General features: G+C 61.4%; 18 protein-coding genes and 1 pseudogene. 16 read left to right on the top strand and 3 right to left on the bottom strand.

Going from position 1 to position 18,192, the window contains the following annotated elements; all coding sequences use genetic code 11:
- Nucleotides 1-82: 82 nt before the first annotated feature.
- Genes NKJ12_RS23975 through NKJ12_RS23965 form a run of 3 tightly spaced genes read right to left on the bottom strand, consistent with a single transcriptional unit; the run spans nucleotide 83 to nucleotide 2,545 of the window.
- On the bottom strand, nucleotides 83-1,297 hold the full coding sequence (locus tag NKJ12_RS23975) for a GNAT family N-acetyltransferase (protein WP_352705447.1): 1,215 nt from the start codon (nucleotides 1,295-1,297) through the stop codon (nucleotides 83-85).
- A gap of 40 nt (nucleotides 1,298-1,337) precedes the next feature.
- Nucleotides 1,338-2,066 carry a glycerophosphodiester phosphodiesterase gene (locus NKJ12_RS23970; RefSeq protein WP_352508481.1) on the bottom strand — a complete coding sequence of 243 codons (729 nt, stop codon included), beginning with the start codon at nucleotides 2,064-2,066 and terminating at the stop codon, nucleotides 1,338-1,340.
- 14 nt (nucleotides 2,067-2,080) lie between these two features.
- A complete protein-coding gene (locus tag NKJ12_RS23965; RefSeq protein WP_352508482.1) occupies nucleotides 2,081-2,545 on the bottom strand; it encodes a RidA family protein in 465 nt (154 codons plus the stop codon).
- Nucleotides 2,546-2,683: 138 nt separating this feature from the next.
- Here NKJ12_RS23965 and NKJ12_RS23960 point away from each other — a divergent pair, with 138 nt between their 5' ends.
- The 16 genes and pseudogenes from NKJ12_RS23960 to NKJ12_RS23885 form a co-directional block, all read left to right on the top strand.
- Nucleotides 2,684-3,511, top strand: a complete 828-nt coding sequence (locus NKJ12_RS23960; protein WP_023674927.1) for a cell envelope integrity EipB family protein — start codon at nucleotides 2,684-2,686, stop codon at nucleotides 3,509-3,511.
- A 134-nt stretch (nucleotides 3,512-3,645) separates the two neighbouring features.
- On the top strand, nucleotides 3,646-4,944 hold the full coding sequence (locus NKJ12_RS23955) for a lysophospholipid acyltransferase family protein (protein ID WP_352688317.1): 1,299 nt from the start codon (nucleotides 3,646-3,648) through the stop codon (nucleotides 4,942-4,944).
- 43 nt (nucleotides 4,945-4,987) lie between these two features.
- Nucleotides 4,988-5,266 carry a DUF4031 domain-containing protein gene (locus tag NKJ12_RS23950; protein WP_352508484.1) on the top strand — a complete coding sequence of 93 codons (279 nt, stop codon included), beginning with the start codon at nucleotides 4,988-4,990 and terminating at the stop codon, nucleotides 5,264-5,266.
- Between the two features lie 204 nt (nucleotides 5,267-5,470).
- A complete protein-coding gene (gene rpsB, locus NKJ12_RS23945) occupies nucleotides 5,471-6,268 on the top strand; it encodes a 30S ribosomal protein S2 (RefSeq protein WP_254817316.1) in 798 nt (265 codons plus the stop codon).
- Between the two features lie 119 nt (nucleotides 6,269-6,387).
- Entirely contained in the window at nucleotides 6,388-7,311 is a 924-nt protein-coding gene (gene tsf, locus NKJ12_RS23940; protein ID WP_352471655.1) for a translation elongation factor Ts, read from the top strand.
- Between the two features lie 409 nt (nucleotides 7,312-7,720).
- A complete protein-coding gene (pyrH, locus tag NKJ12_RS23935; protein WP_023674934.1) occupies nucleotides 7,721-8,443 on the top strand; it encodes a UMP kinase in 723 nt (240 codons plus the stop codon).
- 96 nt (nucleotides 8,444-8,539) lie between these two features.
- Nucleotides 8,540-9,094, top strand: a complete 555-nt coding sequence (gene frr / locus NKJ12_RS23930; RefSeq protein ID WP_352508485.1) for a ribosome recycling factor — start codon at nucleotides 8,540-8,542, stop codon at nucleotides 9,092-9,094.
- Nucleotides 9,095-9,126: 32 nt separating this feature from the next.
- The gene (locus NKJ12_RS23925) at nucleotides 9,127-9,849 is read left to right on the top strand and encodes an isoprenyl transferase (protein WP_352508486.1); all 723 of its coding nucleotides are present in this window, start codon (nucleotides 9,127-9,129) and stop codon (nucleotides 9,847-9,849) included.
- 3 nt (nucleotides 9,850-9,852) lie between these two features.
- Nucleotides 9,853-10,686, top strand: coding sequence for a phosphatidate cytidylyltransferase (locus NKJ12_RS23920; protein ID WP_352508488.1), 834 nt, complete (start codon nucleotides 9,853-9,855; stop codon nucleotides 10,684-10,686).
- A gap of 104 nt (nucleotides 10,687-10,790) precedes the next feature.
- Nucleotides 10,791-11,933 carry an RIP metalloprotease RseP gene (gene rseP, locus NKJ12_RS23915; protein WP_352705445.1) on the top strand — a complete coding sequence of 381 codons (1,143 nt, stop codon included), beginning with the start codon at nucleotides 10,791-10,793 and terminating at the stop codon, nucleotides 11,931-11,933.
- A 217-nt stretch (nucleotides 11,934-12,150) separates the two neighbouring features.
- Nucleotides 12,151-14,502 carry an outer membrane protein assembly factor BamA gene (gene bamA, locus NKJ12_RS23910; RefSeq protein ID WP_352508490.1) on the top strand — a complete coding sequence of 784 codons (2,352 nt, stop codon included), beginning with the start codon at nucleotides 12,151-12,153 and terminating at the stop codon, nucleotides 14,500-14,502.
- A gap of 180 nt (nucleotides 14,503-14,682) precedes the next feature.
- Nucleotides 14,683-15,741 carry a UDP-3-O-(3-hydroxymyristoyl)glucosamine N-acyltransferase gene (gene lpxD / locus NKJ12_RS23905; protein ID WP_352688320.1) on the top strand — a complete coding sequence of 353 codons (1,059 nt, stop codon included), beginning with the start codon at nucleotides 14,683-14,685 and terminating at the stop codon, nucleotides 15,739-15,741.
- Nucleotides 15,734-16,198, top strand: a complete 465-nt coding sequence (gene fabZ, locus NKJ12_RS23900; RefSeq protein WP_023674942.1) for a 3-hydroxyacyl-ACP dehydratase FabZ — start codon at nucleotides 15,734-15,736, stop codon at nucleotides 16,196-16,198. The genes lpxD and fabZ overlap by 8 nt, the downstream gene beginning before the upstream one ends.
- Before the next feature lie 13 nt (nucleotides 16,199-16,211).
- Nucleotides 16,212-17,045: an acyl-ACP--UDP-N-acetylglucosamine O-acyltransferase gene (gene lpxA / locus NKJ12_RS23895; protein ID WP_352478915.1), complete on the top strand. Its 834-nt coding sequence runs from the start codon at nucleotides 16,212-16,214 to the stop codon at nucleotides 17,043-17,045.
- 6 nt (nucleotides 17,046-17,051) lie between these two features.
- On the top strand, nucleotides 17,052-17,954 hold the full coding sequence (locus NKJ12_RS23890; RefSeq protein WP_502896085.1) for an LpxI family protein: 903 nt from the start codon (nucleotides 17,052-17,054) through the stop codon (nucleotides 17,952-17,954).
- A pseudogene (locus NKJ12_RS23885) lies at nucleotides 17,944-18,192 on the top strand (lipid-A-disaccharide synthase); the annotation flags it as partial. The gene NKJ12_RS23890 and the pseudogene NKJ12_RS23885, both read left to right, overlap by 11 nt.

Below are 18,192 nucleotides of genomic sequence, written 5' to 3'. Positions count from 1 at the left end.
GCGAAGCTGTTCCGAGCGGGCAAGACGATCGATCGACATCGGCCGTGCGGGCCCGCGCGGCTGAGCGATTGGGCTCGCTACCCTACTCCGCCATGTCCTTGCGGAACGGGGTGTGCTCTTCCAGATATTCGCTCATCCGCTCGACTTCGCGCCGCTCGCGCTGGAGGTAGTCGGCCACTGCATTGCGCAGACCTGGATGGGCGATATAGTGCGCCGAATGCATTGTCACGGGCCGGTAGCCGCGCGCCAGCTTGTGCTCGCCCTGCGCACCGGCTTCAACCACCTTCAGCTTGCGCGAGATGGCGAAATCGATTGCCTGATGGTAGCAGACCTCGAAATGGAGGAATGGGTGGTCCTCGATGCAGCCCCAATTGCGGCCGTAGAGCGCGTCTGAGCCGATGAAGTTGATGGCGCCCGCTATGTAGCGCCCGTTGCGTTTGGCCATAACCAGCAGGATGTCGTCGGCCATGCGCTCGCCGATTAGCGAGAAGAAATCGCGGTTGAGGTAGGGCCGGCCCCACTTCCTGCTGCCGGTATCCATGTAGAACGCGAAAAAGTCGTCCCAGGCCTTTTCGGTCAGATCCTTGCCGGTCAGCCAGTCGATCGAGATGCCGTCGGCGAGCGCCTCGCGCCGCTCTTTCTTCATTGCCTTGCGCTTGCGCGACGCTAACGTCGCGAGAAAATCGTCATAGCTCGAAAAACCTTCGTTGAAGAAGTGAAACTGCTGGTCGGTGCGATGCAGGAAACCGGCCGCCGCCAATATCTGGACATCGTCCTCCGGCGCGAAGGTGACATGGGCGGAAGACACGCCGAGCTTATCCGTCACCGCCTTCAGGCCGGCCGCAAGACCGACCTTGACGGTGGGACCGTCCTCGCCCTTGCCGACCAGCAGGCGAGGGCCGGTGACGGGCGTGAACGGCACCGCGCATTGCAGCTTCGGGTAGTAGCGCCCGCCGGCACGTTCGAATGCGTCCGACCAGCCATGGTCGAATACATATTCGCCTTGGCTGTGCGACTTCAGATAGCAGGGGACCGCCCCGAGCAGCTTGCCTCGGGCGGTTTCCAGCCTCAGGTGATGGCCTTGCCAGCCGGTGCGCCGAACAGCGCAGCCGGAATCTTCCAGAGCGCTCAAAAAAGCAAATGAAACGAGTGGGTTGTAGCCGTTTTCTGCATCGCCGCGTGTAGTGCCGCCGAGGCTGTCCCATTCAGCGCTGGTAAAGGCCCCGATGCCCGCTGCGATGCGGATCGACAGCTCCGCGTTCGCCGTTTGTCTTTCGCAGTCGTCCCCTTGATCCATGAGGCTTACTTAAGCTCGCTGCGGACCCATACAAGCCCGCTCAAGCAAGCCGTACCAGATCTGGCTCGAATCCTTCGAACGTCATCTGGTCGGCATATTTGAAGGTCAGGTCGACGGCAGGCCGGTCGTGCACGGTCCAGGTGATCACCGGCATGCCGAGTTTTTCTCGCACGAAGGAGACGAACCGGTTCGGCAGATCGCCGGCGGCGTAGGAGGTGAAGGCGATGTCATGCGCCAGCATGGCGAAATGCGCCTCGATCAGGTGGTTGTCGTTGCCGTAGGCGGTCAACCCGCCGGGTATGCCGGGAGCATATTTCGGGAACTCTCGGATCAGCCAATGGTCGAACGACATGATCGCAGTCTTGCCCTTGTATTGCTTGAGCATCTTACCGACGCTTTCGACCAGGCCGTCGTCGTGCCCGGCAGCTCCTTTCAGTTCGACAACCATCGGCACACGGCCGTCGACCAGATCAAGCGCCTGCTGCAGCGTCGGCAAATGGTCGGCGGTGCCGCCGACCTTCAGCGCGGTGATTTCGGCAGCCGTACGCTGCCAGACGAAGCCGTTTTCGCCGGTCAGCCGCCGCAGATCGCCATCGTGGATGATGACGGGGACGCCGTCGGAAGACAGGTGCACGTCGCATTCAATCGCGTAGCCACGCTCGGCCGCCGCGGCGAAGGCGGAAAGGGTGTTCTCCCAGCGCGTCTTGTTCATGTCGTGGAGGCCGCGATGGGCGACGGGCCGGGCGGTCAGCCAGGAAAGATCGGTCATGGTTGCAGTCCCGGTCATTCGACTTCGAAGATCGCTTCGATTTCCACTGCGGCATTAAGCGGCAGGGAGGCGGTGCCGACGGCGGAGCGAGCGTGCGTGCCGCGATCGCCGAGCACCGCGGCGAGAAAATCCGAGGCACCGTTGGCAACCAGATGCTGTTCGACAAAGTCCGGTGCCGAGGCGACGAAGACGGTGATCTTCACCAAGCGACGGATTTTCTCGAGATCGCCAAGTGCTGCCTGGGCTTGCGCCAATATGTTGATCGCACAGTATTTTGCGGCTTCCTTGCCGGTCGCGGTGTCGACATCGCTGCCAAGCAGTCCGCTCGCCTGGAGCTTGCCGTCCTTGAGCGGCAACTGCCCGGCGGTGAACAGCAGATTGCCGGTCCTGCAATAGGGCACGTAATTGGCGGCGGGCGCGGCGGCGGCCGGCAGCGTCACGCCGAGATCGCTTAGCCGCTTTTCGATTGTTTCGCTCATGCTATTTCCCTATTGCTTGAAGGTGCCGCGCAGGCCGGGCCGAAATTGCTATTTTTGCCTCGCTTCCGCCACGACTTTTTTTAAGCTGGACCATCTTTCCATGCGGCCTGCCATTAGCCGCGATGATCGGAGCACCCCATGCGCGCAACGCGCCTCGCATTCAACGCCGTTCTCTTGACAGCGGCTTCCTGGGCGGCTCCCGCTTTTGCGGTGCCGGCGCTGCAGGCGCATCGCGCGGTTTACGACATTTCACTCGACAAAGCCTCCGACCGCTCCGGCATCACCGGCATCACTGGCCGCATGGTCTACGAGTTCAACGGCTCCCCTTGCGAGGGCTATACGGTAAAGTTCCGTTTGGTGACCCAGATCGTAACCAGCGACAACACCAGGCTGACAGACCAGCAGATGACCACCTTTGAGGACGCCGAGGGCAAGACCTTCTCCTTCGTGAACAAATCCTTTGTTGACCAGAACCTCGACAAGGAGGTCAAGGGTACCGCAACGAAGGAGGCCAACGGTCTCAAGGTCGATATCGACAAGCCCGAGAAGAACAGCCTGGAACTCGCGCCGACCCAGTTCCCGACCCAGCAAATGGTCGAAATGATCGGCAAGGCGGAAAAGGGCGAGCGCTTCTACGAAACCAACCTGTTCGACGGCTCTGAGGATGCCAACAAGGTGGTGACCACCACCGTCGTCGTCGGCAAGCAAGCCGATGCCGACAACGCCGATCCGGAAGCGCCGGCGCTGGCCAAGCTCGCCACCGACAAATACTGGCCGGTCGATATCGCCTATTTCGATGATGCCGACAAAGGCGGCGAGGAGGTGCCGGAATACCGGATCAGCTTCAAGCTGCACAAGAACGGCATCACGCGCGATCTCGTCATGGACTATGGCGAGTTCTCGATGACCGGCAAACTGGTCAATCTGTCGCTGTTCGATCAGCCAAAGACCTGCCCGTCGAAATAGGCTCGAACCAACGACAAGCCGCCGGCCGCTATCCGGGATAGTAGCGCTTGATCTTGCGGGCGTGTCGTATCGACTTGAGCATGCCGCAATTGCCCATCATCGCCTAACGACGGTAAGCGCCGTGGGGGAGCAGGTTGAGCAGGATCGACGTTTTTGTGGCGCCGCGGCCCAATGCGACGCTGATCAAGGCCATGACGTTCGTCAACCGAATTGTCATGCTGCACGGCATTCCAGGCTTTCGCGACCTGTTGCCGTTCAACCGTCTGGCCGGTTTGCGCGGCGTCGCCAATGTCCGCCACATCTATTTTCCAGAGGATGACCGGCAAAGGCTGAAGGCTTGTTGCGGTGCGGGCAAGGCGACGTTCATCACGCCCAACCATCCCGAATTCTTTACCGACTGGATGATCGACAAGGAGGTCGTCTCGCGGGTAAGCCCGCTGACGGCATCCTGGGCCACGCACGGCGTCGTCAACGGGCTTGGCCGGCTAATGCAGAAATTCTGGTTGGCCAACAATCTGATCGCGCAAATCCCGGGCAACAGCGCGGCCGCCAAGGAACATTCGGTGGCCTGGGCGCTGAAGGGGCACGGCGTGCTCCTGCATCCCGAAGGCGGTGTCGGCTGGCATGCCAACATCGTTGCCCCGCTGCTGCCAGGTGCGGTCGAAATGCGGTTCGAGGCGCTGAAGCGCGGCCGCCTGACGGATCCGGATTTCAAGGTTTGGATCGCGCCCGTGATCTGGAAGCTTGCTTTCACGGGGAATGTCGAGGCACCGCTGGCAAAGGAATGTGCCTATGTCGAGCACAGCCTGAAGATCGAACGCCGTGCCGCCGATTCGCTGCCGGAGCGCATCCATCATATCTATGCGACGTTGCTGTCGCGCGATGAGGCTGCATATGGCCTGCGGTCCGATGAGCGGGTTTCGTATGACGCACGTCAAAAAGACCTGCTCGCGGAACTCGGCCGTCGCCTTGCTGAACTTGTCTCGGTCGACGCCGACACGCTCGACACTGCCGAGCTTTTGCGGCGCTCGCGGCGCTGGCTGCGGGAGAACATAGACGGCGCCGAAAACCAGGCGCAGGTCCGAACGCTGGCAGATACGATCCAGCGACTGCAGCGTGTCGGGCCGTGGGCCTCAGCCAATCCGCGCATCACGCAGGAGGAGATCGCCGAACATTTGAAGCGGATCCGCAACGACTATTGCAAAGGTACGCTGCGCGATACGATCAACCGTTTCGTGCCGCAGCCGGCAGGCCCACGCCGCGCCTATGTCCGGGTACCGGAGCCGCTTGGCTTGCACGCCTATCAAGGCTCCGTAGAGGAGGCACTCGCCGAACTGCACGACCGGATGCAGGAGACCGTCACCAGGACGATGACGCAACTCGAGGCCGGCGGCGCCTTCATTTTCTGTGCCAATCCCTTCTATCATCGTTAGCGGCGTGTTGGTCGGCGCAAGATGAAGGAGTGCGGCAAACCTCATGGCGGTCTATGTCGATGCGGCGATCTGGAAATGGGTCGGCCACCGCTGGTGTCATCTGCTGGCAGACGATACCGACGAGCTGCATCGCTTCGCCGCGCAGCTCGGCGTCAAGCGCTCGTCCTATCAAGGGCCACCCAAGACATCGGCGCCGCATTATGACATAACCGGGCTGGAGCGTGACCGCGCAGTGCGGTTAGGCGCCATCGAATGCACCCGCGAGGAGATCGTCGCTGTTTTCCGGCGTGTGCGGGTGCCGAAGGGGAAGATGCGACAATGACACCGGTGCGCTGATCGCCGCACGCTGAGCCGCAAGACGCCACACCGCTTGCGTTTGTCGCGCTTCCCCTCTATATGCGCGCTCATTCCACACACGGACTTTGGTGTCTGCCCGGGAGAAATCCGGCTGAAACCTCCGGTGGCGTTTGAGGACAAAGTCCAAAAATGCCTGTGTCCGTGGAGGCTAACCGGAAAGGAAATAAGAATGGCTCTGCCTGATTTCAGCATGCGCCAGCTATTGGAAGCTGGCATTCACTTCGGCCACCAGACCCACCGCTGGAATCCGAAAATGGCGCCCTATATCTACGGCGCCCGCAACAACATCCACATCATCGACCTCTCGCAGACGGTGCCCCTGCTGCACCAGGCGCTGAAGCAGGTTTCCGACACTGTTGCCAAGGGCGGCCGCGTGCTGTTCGTCGGCACCAAGCGCCAGGCCTCCGACATTGTCGCCGATGCCGCGCAGCGCTCGGCCCAGTACTATGTCAATTCGCGCTGGCTCGGCGGCATGCTGACCAACTGGAAGACGATCTCGAATTCCATCCAGCGCCTGCGCAAGCTCGACGAGATGCTGGCCGGCGAGGCTCAGGGCCTGACCAAGAAGGAGCGCCTCAACCTCGATCGCGAGCGTGAAAAGCTCGACAAGGCGCTGGGCGGCATCAAGGATATGGGTTCGACGCCCGATTTGATGTTCGTGATCGACACCAACAAGGAAGCGATCGCCATTCTCGAGGCCAAGCGTCTCGGCATCCCGGTCGTTGCCATCATCGATTCCAACTGCGACCCGGACAAGATCGACTTCCCGATCCCCGGCAATGACGACGCGGCCCGCGCCATCCAGCTGTATTGCGATCTGATCGCCAAGGCAGCTATCGACGGCATCGCCCGTCAGCAGGGCGCGCTCGGTGTCGATATCGGCGCATCGGTCGAGGCTCCGGTCGAGCCGGCGCTCGAGCAGACCCCGGCCGCCGAGAGCCCGGCAGCCCAGACCCCGGAAGCATAGTAGCGAAGGCCGGCTGCGGCCTTCATCTTTCCAATATGTTGGCGCGGTAAGCGCTACCGGCACCAGGCGCATCATCGAAAATCGATGGTGCGTCAGTGCATTTAGACAAAGAGGCGACAATGAGCATTTCGGCTGCACAGGTCAAAGAACTCCGCGACTTGACCGGCGCGGGCATGATGGACTGCAAGGCGGCGTTGAACGAGACCAACGGCAATATGGAAGAAGCCATCGACTGGCTGCGCAAGAAGGGCATTTCCAAGGCCGACAAGAAGGCTGGCCGTACCGCTGCCGAAGGCCTGATCGGCGTCGATTCGGGCGTCCGCGAGGCAGCGATCGTCGAGGTCAATTCCGAGACGGACTTCGTTGCCCGCAATGCTGCGTTCCAAGAGATCGTCGCCAATGTCGCGAAGGTCGCGCTTGCCTATGGCGGCAAGACCGAAGCCGTTGCCGCCGCTCCCTATCCGGGCTCGGGCAAGTCGGTCGCCGAGACCATCAAGGACGCCGTCGGCACCATCGGCGAGAATCTGGGCTTCCGCCGCTCGGCCAAGCTCACCGTCGAGCACGGCGCTGTCGCAACCTACGTTCACAATGCGGTCGCCGACGGCCTTGGCAAGCTCGGCGTGCTGGTGGCCATCGAGACGACAGGCAACGCGCATGCCGCGAACGCCTTCGCCCGTCAGGTTGCCATGCATGTCGCTGCCACCAATCCGATGGCCTTGACCACTGAAGAGCTCGATCCGGCCGCGGTGGAGCGCGAGAAGGCGATCTTCGCCGACCAGGCACGCCAGTCCGGCAAGCCAGAAGCGATTATCGAGAAGATGGTCGAGGGCCGTTTGCGCAAGTTCTACGAAGAGGTCGTGCTGCTCAAGCAGGCTTTCGTGCTCAATCCCGACATCACCGTCGAGAAGGCGCTGAAGGATGCCGAAAGCGAGATCGGCGCGCCAGCCAAAATCGCTGCCTACCTGCGCTTCGCGCTCGGTGAGGGCATCGAGAAGGAAGAGACCGATTTCGCGGCGGAAGTCGCGGCAGCGGTCAAGAAGTAAACTATTCGTTTAAAAGTCTTTTTCGGCCGGGTGTCCGCGAGGATGCCCGGCCGATTCTTGCGCGGCGTAGGATCAACTCAAGGACGACCTCGGCGCGCTCGATTTCGACATTGCGCAGGACCTTCGGGCACGGCTCGATGCGGTGAGCCGGTCTTTCACACCCTTTTTCGTATTCGTTCTTCGGCTCGGAAATACAGGATGGCCTTACCGGAGGTCAGACAGTCGGTGACAAGCCGGCTGGCAACATGCCGAACCCGTTCATGCAAGGTGCTTTTGCCGTGTAAGCTGAAGCTGGAAGAGAGTTTTCGGGCTCGGGCGCCGCGTGACATCGTGGCGCCCTTCGTGTATCGGAACGCCCAGTGTTTCGGGGCGCACCGAAACGCGTCACACGCACGATGACGAGGACCAGATGACGGTGAAGCCCCTCTACCGACGTGTCTTGCTGAAAGCATCGGGCGAAGCGTTAATGGGCGAGCAGCATTTCGGCATCGACGTATCGGTGGTCGACCGCATCGCCGCCGACATCGCCGAGGCCCGCGCATTGGGCATCGAAGTCGGTGTCGTCATAGGGGGCGGCAACATCTTCCGTGGCGTCGCAGTCGCGTCAAAAGGCGGAGACCGCGTCACCGGCGACCATATGGGCATGCTTGCCACCGTCATCAATTCGCTGGCGCTGCGCACCTCGCTCAACAAGATCGGCGTCGACGCCGTGGTGCTGTCGGCGATCGCCATGCCCGAGCTTTGCGAAAGTTTTTCGCAGCGTCAGGCGACCGCCTACATGAACCAGGGCAAGGTCGTTATCTTCGCCGGCGGCACCGGCAATCCGTTCTTCACCACCGATTCGGCTGCAGCCCTTCGCGCCGCCGAGATCGGAGCCGATGCTCTGTTCAAGGGCACCCAGGTCGATGGTGTCTATTCGGCTGATCCCAAGAAGGACCCGCACGCGACACGTTTCGAGCGGATCAGCCATGACGAAGTCATCAAACGCGGGCTTTCGATCATGGATACGGCGGCGATTGCACTTGCGCGCGAAAACAACATTCCGATAATCGTCTATTCGATCCACGAGAAGGGTGGTTTCGGCGATATCCTGAGGGGTGGCGGCCGTTGCACGGTCGTCGCAGACGATTGACCGGACCATGAACCCGAAAGGGATCGGTTGCGGATGAGGCTCGAACAGGGCTTACCCTAAGCAGTGAACCCGGGTTAACGGGTCGAGGAGACGATGATGAATGGCGAATACGACGATCTCAAACGGCGCATGGACGGGGCGATCGCCGCGTTCAAGCATGATCTGGCTTCGCTGCGCACCGGCCGCGCGTCGAGCAACCTGCTCGATGCCGTCCAGGTGCAGGCCTATGGCACCACCATGCCGATCAACCAGGTGGCAACAGTGTCGGTTCCGGAACCGCGCATGATTTCGGTTTCGGTCTGGGACAAGTCGATGGTCAGCGCGGTCGACCGTGCCATCCGTGAAGCCAATCTCGGGTTCAATCCTATCGTCGACGGTACCAATCTCAGGATTCCGCTGCCCGAGCTCAACGAACAGCGCCGCAAGGAGCTGGTGAAGATCTCGCACGGTTATGCCGAGAATGCCCGTGTCGCCGCACGACACGTTCGCCGGGACGGCATGGACTTTCTGAAAAAGGCGGAAAAGGACGGCGACATCAGTGAGGACGACCATCGCAAACGGGCCGACCAGGTTCAGAAACTGACCGACGAGACAATCAGCACCATCGACCACCTGCTTTCCGACAAGGAAGCGGAAATCATGCAGGTCTAGGGTCTGGCCACGGCTGGCCCGGAAGTGAGAACATGGCAACGCCCGCGCATGTCGCGATCATCATGGACGGAAACGGACGCTGGGCCAAGGCGCGCGGCTTGCCTCGGCTGGCTGGTCACCGCGCCGGCGTTGAGGCGCTGCGCAAGACAGTGCGCGCCGCCCCCGGCCTCGGCATCTCCTTCCTGACCGTCTACGCTTTTTCGTCGGAAAACTGGTCACGACCGAAATCTGAAGTCAGCGACCTCATGGGCCTGCTGAAGCTTTTCATCCGACGTGACCTCGCCGAGCTGCACCAGAGTGGGGTGCGGATCAGGGTCATCGGTGACAGGGCAGGGCTGCAGCCCGACATAAGGGGCCTGCTTGAGGAAGCCGAAACGCTCACTCTCCGCAACGAAGCGCTGACGCTGGTCATTGCCTTCAATTACGGCGGGCGCGACGAGATCGTGCGCACCGCGCGCAAGCTCGCAGCTGCGGTGGCGCGCGGTGAGATCGACAGCGAGGCGATCACGGCCGAGTCCTTTGCCAGCTCGCTCGATACAGAGGGCATTCCGGATCCGGAACTGGTCATCCGCACCAGCGGCGAGCTTCGGTTGTCGAATTTCCTGTTATGGCAGGCTGCCTATAGTGAACTCGTTTTTCTGCCTTGCTATTGGCCCGACTTCAGTCGCGAGCACCTGTCCGATGCACTGCGCGATTTCGCCGGCCGCGAGCGCCGCTTCGGCGGACTTGCCGCCCAAGATGTCGCCTCAGGCTGAGGAATGAGCAACCTCCAACTCCGGGTCATTTCGGCCGTCGTGCTTGCCATCGTGACGCTTGGCCTGACCTGGCTCGGCGGACTGCCCTTCCGGTTGCTTTGCGCTGCCATGGCGGCGGTGATCTTCTACGAGTGGACGCGGATGAGCCGCCCCGTTGCCCCGGCAGGTGCTAGTCCTATGGCAGGTCTCGGCTTTCTGCCCGAGGCGCTGATCGTGGTCTTTATTGGTGCCCTCGTCGCCGGCCTGCCTGCGTCTTTGCTGCTGCCGCTCGTGGCGGCTCTGGTTGCTGTCACTGCCATCGCGGCGTCGATGCGAAAGGCAGGACCGTGGGAAGCATCCGGCCTTGCCTATGCGGCCGTATCGGGCTTATCGCTGGCCTTCTTGCGTGATGGCGACCATTCAGGGCTGCTGGCCATTCTGTTCCTATTCGCCGTGGTTTGGGCGACCGATATTTTTGCTTATTTCGTCGGCCGCTCCGTCGGTGGCCCAAGGCTGGCGCCGTCGATCTCGCCGGGCAAGACGCGGAGCGGGGCGCTCGGTGGGGTGGTCGGCGGCGTAGTGGCCGGTCTGCTTCTGGCCGCAGTAGCCGGAACGGGCAACCTCGCCGTGCTTGGCGTGGTCGCACTGGTGCTTTCGATCGTCGCGCAGGCCGGCGACCTGTTCGAATCATGGGTCAAGCGACGCCACGGCCGTAAAGATTCCGGCACGCTGATACCCGGCCATGGCGGCATCATGGATCGGGTCGATGGGCTTGTCGCGGCGGCTTTCGCCCTATACGTCATCGGCTGGATTTCCGCGACCGCCGACCATCCGGCACAGGGGCTGTTTCCGGTTTGAACGGCATCGTCGGTGGGCCGGCGCGGGGCTGCGTCATGGATTCGCCTGGATTGATGTCACAGTCGCGGCGTGATCTGCGCCGTGGATGAATTTGAGGGCATGAATTGAACGAGATTCTTCACGCGGTTTTCAGCACGGACGGCCTTGTCCTCGGTACGCTGGTGCCTTTCCTGTTCGTGCTGACCGTGGTCGTGTTCGTCCACGAAATGGGCCATTACCTCGTCGGCCGCTGGTGCGGTATCGGCGCAAAAGCCTTTTCGATCGGTTTCGGCCCAGAGATCATCGGCTTCAACGACAGCCGCGGCACCCGCTGGAAGCTTTGCGCCATACCGCTCGGCGGCTACGTCAAGTTCGTCGGCGATATGAACGCGACGTCGAGCCAGCCCAGCTCGGAGGAGGTCGAGGCGCTGAGCGACGACGAACGCAAGATTGCCTTCCACACGCAGCCGATCTGGAAGCGGGCGGCGACCGTCGTGGCGGGGCCGCTGTTCAACTTCCTGCTGACGATCGCCGTCTTTGCCGTGCTGTTTTCCATATATGGTCGGCCGGTATACGAGCCGATGGTGGCTGAAGTCACCGAAGGCAGTCCGGCAGCGGCGGCCGGCATCATGCCCGGTGACCGATTCGTCAGCGTCGACGGCAGCAAGGTCGAGACCTTTGCCGACGTCCAGCGTCTGGTTTCGGGCCGCGCCGGCGACAGCATCACCTTCGTTATGTTACGCGGCGGCAAGGAAATCACCGTCACGGCGACGCCGCGTTTGATGGAACAACAAGACGCATTGGGCAACAAAGCCCAGGTGGCCGTGATCGGCGTCATCAACAACAAGGAACTCGGCCAGCCGCGGCTGATCACCTACAGCCCGGCCGGGGCAGTCGGGGCGGCCATCCAGGAAACCGGCCACGTCATCCAGCGCACCGGCCAGTTCCTGCAGCGTTTCGTTGTTGGCCGCGAGGACAAGTGCCAGCTGGGCGGGCCCATCAAGATCGCCAAGATGTCGGGCCAGGCGGCAAAGCTCGGCTTCGAATTGCTCGTCCAGCTTGTTGCATATCTGTCAGTCGGGATAGGAATTCTCAATCTTCTGCCGATTCCCCCCCTCGACGGAGGGCATCTTCTGTTCTACGGCGTGGAAGCTGTCATCCGACGGCCGGTGTCCGAACGGATGATGGAAATGGCTTATCGGAGCGGCCTCATCCTGGTGCTCGGCTTCATGGGTTTTGTTTTCTGGAACGATCTGTTTGGGTGCTGAAATCATGAAGAAATTTGGCTTCAGCGCGACCAATGTTGAGACGCCGTTTACCATGCGTGGGGATATGCGTGACGCGAAAGCCACGCCACAGGGTTAAGTAAATACAAATTAACCAGAAGCCTTGCGTGTAGGGAAAATCCGGTTAATACGGTAGGGGAAATTACCGCACGTCCGGTTTTCTCGCCGTGGGGACTTCGAGAAAAGGTACAAAAGCCCGATGAAGGCAGCATCCAAGTTTCTGAGCGCCGCGTCCGCGGTGGCTATGTCCGCTGCTCTGGTTGTACCAGGCGCGCTCGCAGTGCAGTTCGTTGCCACATCGGCCGCCGAGGCGGCTGTCGTCTCCAGAGTCGAAGTCACCGGCAATCAGCGTGTCGACGCGGACACCATCCGCAATTACGTGACAATCAAGCCCGGCAAGGCGTTTTCCAGCTCCGACATCGACGATGCGGTCAAGGCGCTGTTTGGCACCGGGCTGTTTTCGGACGTGCAGATCAACCAGGTCGGATCGACGCTGGTCATCAAGGTTTCCGAATACCAGGTCGTCAACCAGGTGCTGTTCCAGGGCAACAAGAAGCTCAAGGACAACGCGCTTGCAGCCGCGGTGCAATTGAAGCCGCGCGGCACCTTCTCGCAACAACAGCTCGACGCCGATGTCGAGGCGGTCAAGGCCGCCTACCGGCGTATCGGCCGCGACGATGCCGCCGTGACCACCCAGATCATGGATCTCGGCGACAACCGGGTAAACGTGGTCTTCAACATCAACGAAGGCGGCCGCACCCAGATTGCGGCGATCAATTTCGTCGGCAACAGCGCCTATTCGAGCCGCCGTCTGTCGGACATCATCTCCACCAAGCGCTCGTCCTTCCTGTCGTTCGTGCTGCGCGACGATGTTTATGACGAGGACAAGCTGCGCGCCGACCAGGAGCTGCTGCGCCGCTTCTATTATAATCACGGCTATGCCGACTTCCAGGTCGTCTCGGCTGTCGGCGAACTCGACGACACAACCAACAAATACACCGTTACCATCACGGTGCAGGAGGGCGAGCGGTATACGTTCGGGGACGTCAGCGTCGAAAGCACGATCCCCGAGGTCGACAGCAAGTCGCTTGAATCGGTGGTCGAGACCCACAAGGGCGATGTCTATAACGCCAAGGATGTCGAGGACACGATCATCGCGCTGACCGAAAAGGTCGCCGGTTCTGGTTATGCCTTTGCCCAGGTGACGCCGCGCGGTGACCGCAACTTCGAAAACCACACCATCTCTGTCGTTTATACGATCGACCAGGGCACCAAGGCCTATATCGAGCGCATCGAGATCCGCGGCAACGATCGGACGCGCGACTACGTCATTCGCCGCGAGTTCGATGTCAGCGAAGGCGACGCTTTCAATCAGGTTCTCATCCAGCGCGCGAAGAGGCGGCTGGAAGCACTCGATTATTTTGAGAAAGTCGAGATTTCCACCGTTCCGGGCTCTGAGCCTGATCAAGTCGTGCTGGTGGTCGACGTGGTCGAGAAATCGACCGGTGAGTTCTCGGTCGGTGCCGGTTATTCGACTGGTGGCGAGACGGCTGGTCCGTCCGTAGAAGGTTCAATCAGTGAGCGGAACTTCCTCGGCCGCGGCCAATTCATCAAGGTGGCGGCTGGCGGCGGCAAGAACTCGCGCGATTACAGCTTCTCGTTTACCGAACCGTACTTCCTTGGTCGCCGTATCGCTGCCGGATTCGACATCTACAAGCAGACTCGAAACTATGACCATTACGATAGCGACACGACGGGCGCGACAGTGCGCTTCGGCCTGCCGATTACCGACAACATCTCGACGCAGCTCGCGTATAATATCGCTCAGGAGAAGTATGAGTTCGACGAGGACTGCGACCCTGCCACCTGCGATGTCTCCCAGGCGATTATAAACGGTGTCGAAGAGAGTCCGTGGCTCAAATCGTCGGTTAGTCTCGGCCTAGTTTACAATACCATTGACGACATGAAGAATCCCCATGAAGGCATTTTTGCCAACGTCGGCACGGAAGTGGCTGGCGTGGGCGGCGACGCCAAGTTCATCAAGGTGACAGCGCGCGGCAGCATTTATCAGACGTTGTCCGAACAATTGGATCTGGTAGGCCTCATTTCTGGCGGTGCCGGCCATGTCCAGGGATATGGCAGCGGCGACCTGCGTGTCTTCGACCATTTCCAGAGCAGCGATCGAATGATCCGCGGTTTCGAATATGGCGGCATCGGTCCGGTTGCCTCGGACAACAGCAATGACCATCTCGGCGGCACCACTTACTTCAATGCCTCGGCGGAAGCGCAGTTCCCGCTGCCGGTCATCCCGGAAAGCTTCGGTTTGCGCGGCGCGGTATTCGCCGATGCGGCAACGCTCTACGGCAGCAAGATTGCCTCCAACCTCGTCAATCAGTCGACGACCGGCATGGAATGGCGCGCTTCTGTCGGCGTCGGTCTGATGTGGGCATCGCCTTTCGGCCCCATCCGCATCGACTATGCGATCCCGGTCAAGAAGGAAAAGACCGACGACGTGCAGGAATTCAACTTCGGCATATCGACCCGCTTCTAATGTGCGGGTAACGATGCTTCCGGCTCGTTTGGATCCGGATGTCAGTGATCCGACACTACAGCGCAGTGCGTCCTATCGGACGCTCAAAGAACGTTGTAGCAATTTGATTTTGCGCATGATCCTTTCCGAGGATCGATTTCCGATTTCGGGGTCATGCGCTAGCTGGATATTGCTTCTGGAATGACCGATCCGGTGTTCTTCGCGCCCTCACGCCGGTATACGGCCGGCGAAGTCGCGAATCTGACCGGCTCGATGCTTGTCGATTCCGCTCTCTCCGATGTTTCGATCGACGTTCTGGCTCCCGCCAACGAAGGCGGCGAGAACGCCCTTGTCTTCGTCGATGGCAGGCGCAATTTCGCCCTGATGCAGTCACTGCGGGCGGCAGCGGTTCTCTGCCCTGCCGAATTTGCCGCCAAGGCGCCAGCGGGCATCGCGGTTCTGGTGCATCCGCGCCCGCAGCAGGCTTTCGCAATGGTCGGGCGCCTGCTTTTCCCGGCGGCTGCGACGCCTGGACCGATGACCGGCGAAACCGGTATCTCGCCGCACGCCCATATCGATGCGACCGCCCATGTCGAGCCCGGTGCGATCATCGAAGCGGGCGCGGTCATCGGACCGCGCGCTGCCATCGGCAGCGGAACCGTCATTGCCCCTCATGCGGTTATCGGTCCTTCCTCGCAGATTGGCCGCGACGGCTATGTCGGTCCAGGTGCCAGCGTGCAATATGCATTGATCGGCAATCGCGTTATCATTCATGGCGGCGCCAGGATCGGCCAGGATGGCTTCGGCTTTGTGGCCGGCGCAAAGGGTCCTGAGCGGGTTCCGCAGATCGGCCGCGTCATCATCCAGGACGACGTCGAGATCGGGTCGAATACGACCGTCGATCGCGGCGCCATGTCCGACACGATCATCGGCCAGGGCACCAAGATCGACAATCTGGTGCAGATCGCGCACAACGTTCGCATCGGCCGCAATTGCATAATAGCCGGGCTTTCGGGTATTTCCGGTTCAGTGACGATAGGCGACAACGTCACCATGGGTGGCGGCGTCGGCCTTGCGGATCATTTGACCATCGGGTCCGGCGCCAAGCTTGCGGCAAGAAGCGGGTTTATGAGCAATGTGCCTGCCGGTGAGATTTGGGGAGGATATCCGGCGCAGCCGATGGCGGAAGCCATGCGCGAGATAGCGGCCTTGCGCAGACTTGCACGGACGCGCAGACAGGGTGAGGGGGGAAATGGCTGACATCGCAGCGGCGACGCTCGAAGCGGTTGACATAATGCGGCTGATGAAGCTCCTGCCGCACCGCTATCCGTTCTTGATGATCGACCGTATCGTCGACATAGATGGCGACGAATCCGCAATCGGCATCAAGAACGTCACCATAAACGAGCCGCATTTCCAAGGTCATTTCCCTGACCAGCCGGTCATGCCCGGCGTGCTGATCATCGAGGCGATGGCGCAGACGGCCGGCGCCATCTGCATCCGCAGCCTTGGTACGGAAAAGCCGTCGCTGGTTTATTTCCTGACCATCGACAATGCCAAGTTCCGCAAGCCGGTCGTTCCAGGCGACCAGTTGAAAATTCATGTGAAGAAAATCAAGAAACGCGGCAATCTTCTCAAATTCGCTTGCGAGGCCCTCGTCGATGGCGCCAAGGCGGCGGAAGCCGAGATCTCGGCGATGATGGTCGCAAGCGGCTGACAAACGAATGCTAATGAAAATCCAGACAGTCATCCATCCATCGTCGGTCATCGAGGCAGGCGCCCAAATCGGCGAAGGCGCCCGCATCGGGCCCTTCTGTCACGTCGGCCCCGATGCCGTGATCGGCGACCGCGTCGAGCTGGTCAGCCATGTCTCGGTGATTGGCGCGACCACCATCGGTGCATCGACCAAGGTTTATCCGATGGCGATACTGGGCGGACCACCGCAGAACACCAAGCACAAGGGCGGCCGTACCACGCTGGTGATCGGCGAGAACTGCACGATCCGCGAAGGCGTCACCATGCATGTCGGCACCGATTCCAGCCGCGGCGAGACGACGATCGGCGACAACGGCAATTTCCTTGCCTATGCCCACATTGCCCATGACTGCGTGGTCGGCAAGAACGCCACCTTCGCCAATCAAGCGACGTTAGGCGGGCATTGCGAAGTCGGTGACAATGTCTACATCGGCGGCCTGACCGCGGTTCATCAGTTTGTCCGCATCGGCGATAACGCGTTTCTCGGTGGCTGCTCGGCGATCGTCGGCGACGTCATTCCCTACGCCATCGCCGTTGGCAACCGTGCCAGCCTTCGCGGCCTCAACATCATTGGGCTGAAGCGCGCCGGCCTGCCACGTTCGGAGATCCATTTGCTGCGCAAAGCCTATAAGACGATCTTCGATCGCTCCCGGACCGTCGGCGAAAACATCGAATTCGCCAAGGCGGAGTTCGCCTCGTCGCCGACTGCCATGAAGATTGTCGATTTCATCGCCGGTCGCGGCAAGCGGCACTATGCCGTGCCGTCGCTCAAGGGTGGCGACGGCGACGATACCGATGATGAAGACTGAGAGCAGATGACGAAGATTGAGGCTGCCGGAAAGGGCCTTGATCTCGCGCCAGATGCCAAGGTCGGCATCATCGCCGGCGGCGGCAGCCTCCCGGTCGAAATTGCCCGAGCGCTCGCCCGGCAAGGCAAATTGCCCTTCATCGTGATGGCGGCGGGCGAGGTCGATCGCATAGCCGATTTCGAGCCATATGAGCAGGTGGTCTTGAGGCTGGAAGACGTCGGCTCGCTGGTGCCGATCCTCAAGCGGCATCACGTTACGCATCTGGTGACCGCGGGTCATATCACGCGCCGCCCCAGGCTGAGCGCCATGCGCCTCAATTTGGGCCTGCTCGCCTGGCTGCCCAGCCTCTTCGTCGGTGTAACCCGGGGAGACGATACGGTGCTGAAATTGTTCGTGCGCAGGATCGAGCGCAGCGGCATCAAAGTCGTCGGCGCTCACGAGATCGTGCCGGAGCTGGTCGCAGCCGAAGGCCTGCTGACCAAGGCGGCGCCACGCAAAGCCGACTGGCGCGACATCGAGGCAGCGCACGCGGCGGCAAAAGCCATCGGCGCGCTGGATATCGGCCAAGCGGCTGTTGCGGTCGGCGGCCGCGCCATTGCGCTGGAAGGCGTCGAAGGGACTGACGGGCTGCTCGAGCGGACAAGGGAGTTGCGCGGGCACGGCAGGCTGGCGGGCCGGACGCGCGGTGTCCTGGTCAAATGCGCCAAGCCCGGTCAGGAACTGCGTGCCGATCTGCCCTCCATTGGCCCGCTGACTGTCGAGGCGGCGCATGCCGCCGGACTGGCCGGCATTGCCGTAGAAGCCGGCCGCTCGCTGGTGCTCGAAGGTCCCGCCACCATCGGGCGTGCCAATGCGCTCGGCCTGTTCGTGATCGGGCTGCCTGCTGCGGAGCCGGCGCATGGCGAATGAGCGGCCGTTGAAGATAGCCATCGTCGCCGGCGAGGAGTCCGGTGACCTGCTTGGCGCCGATCTTGTGCAGGCGTTAAAGCGCATGACCGGGCGCGACGTTCGGCTTGTCGGCATCGGCGGCCGCCATTTGCAGGCACTCGGCCTGGCGCCATTGTTCGACGGCAGCGAGATCGCGCTGATGGGGCTTAGCGCTATCCTGCGCGACCTGCCGCGCCTGATGCGGCGGATCGGCCAGACG

The organism is Mesorhizobium sp. M0195 (assembly GCF_040322115.1).
Lineage (GTDB): Bacteria > Pseudomonadota > Alphaproteobacteria > Rhizobiales > Rhizobiaceae > Mesorhizobium.
The sequence above is the reverse complement of the archived record's forward strand: the minus strand, read 5'-3'. Positions and strand labels throughout refer to the sequence as shown.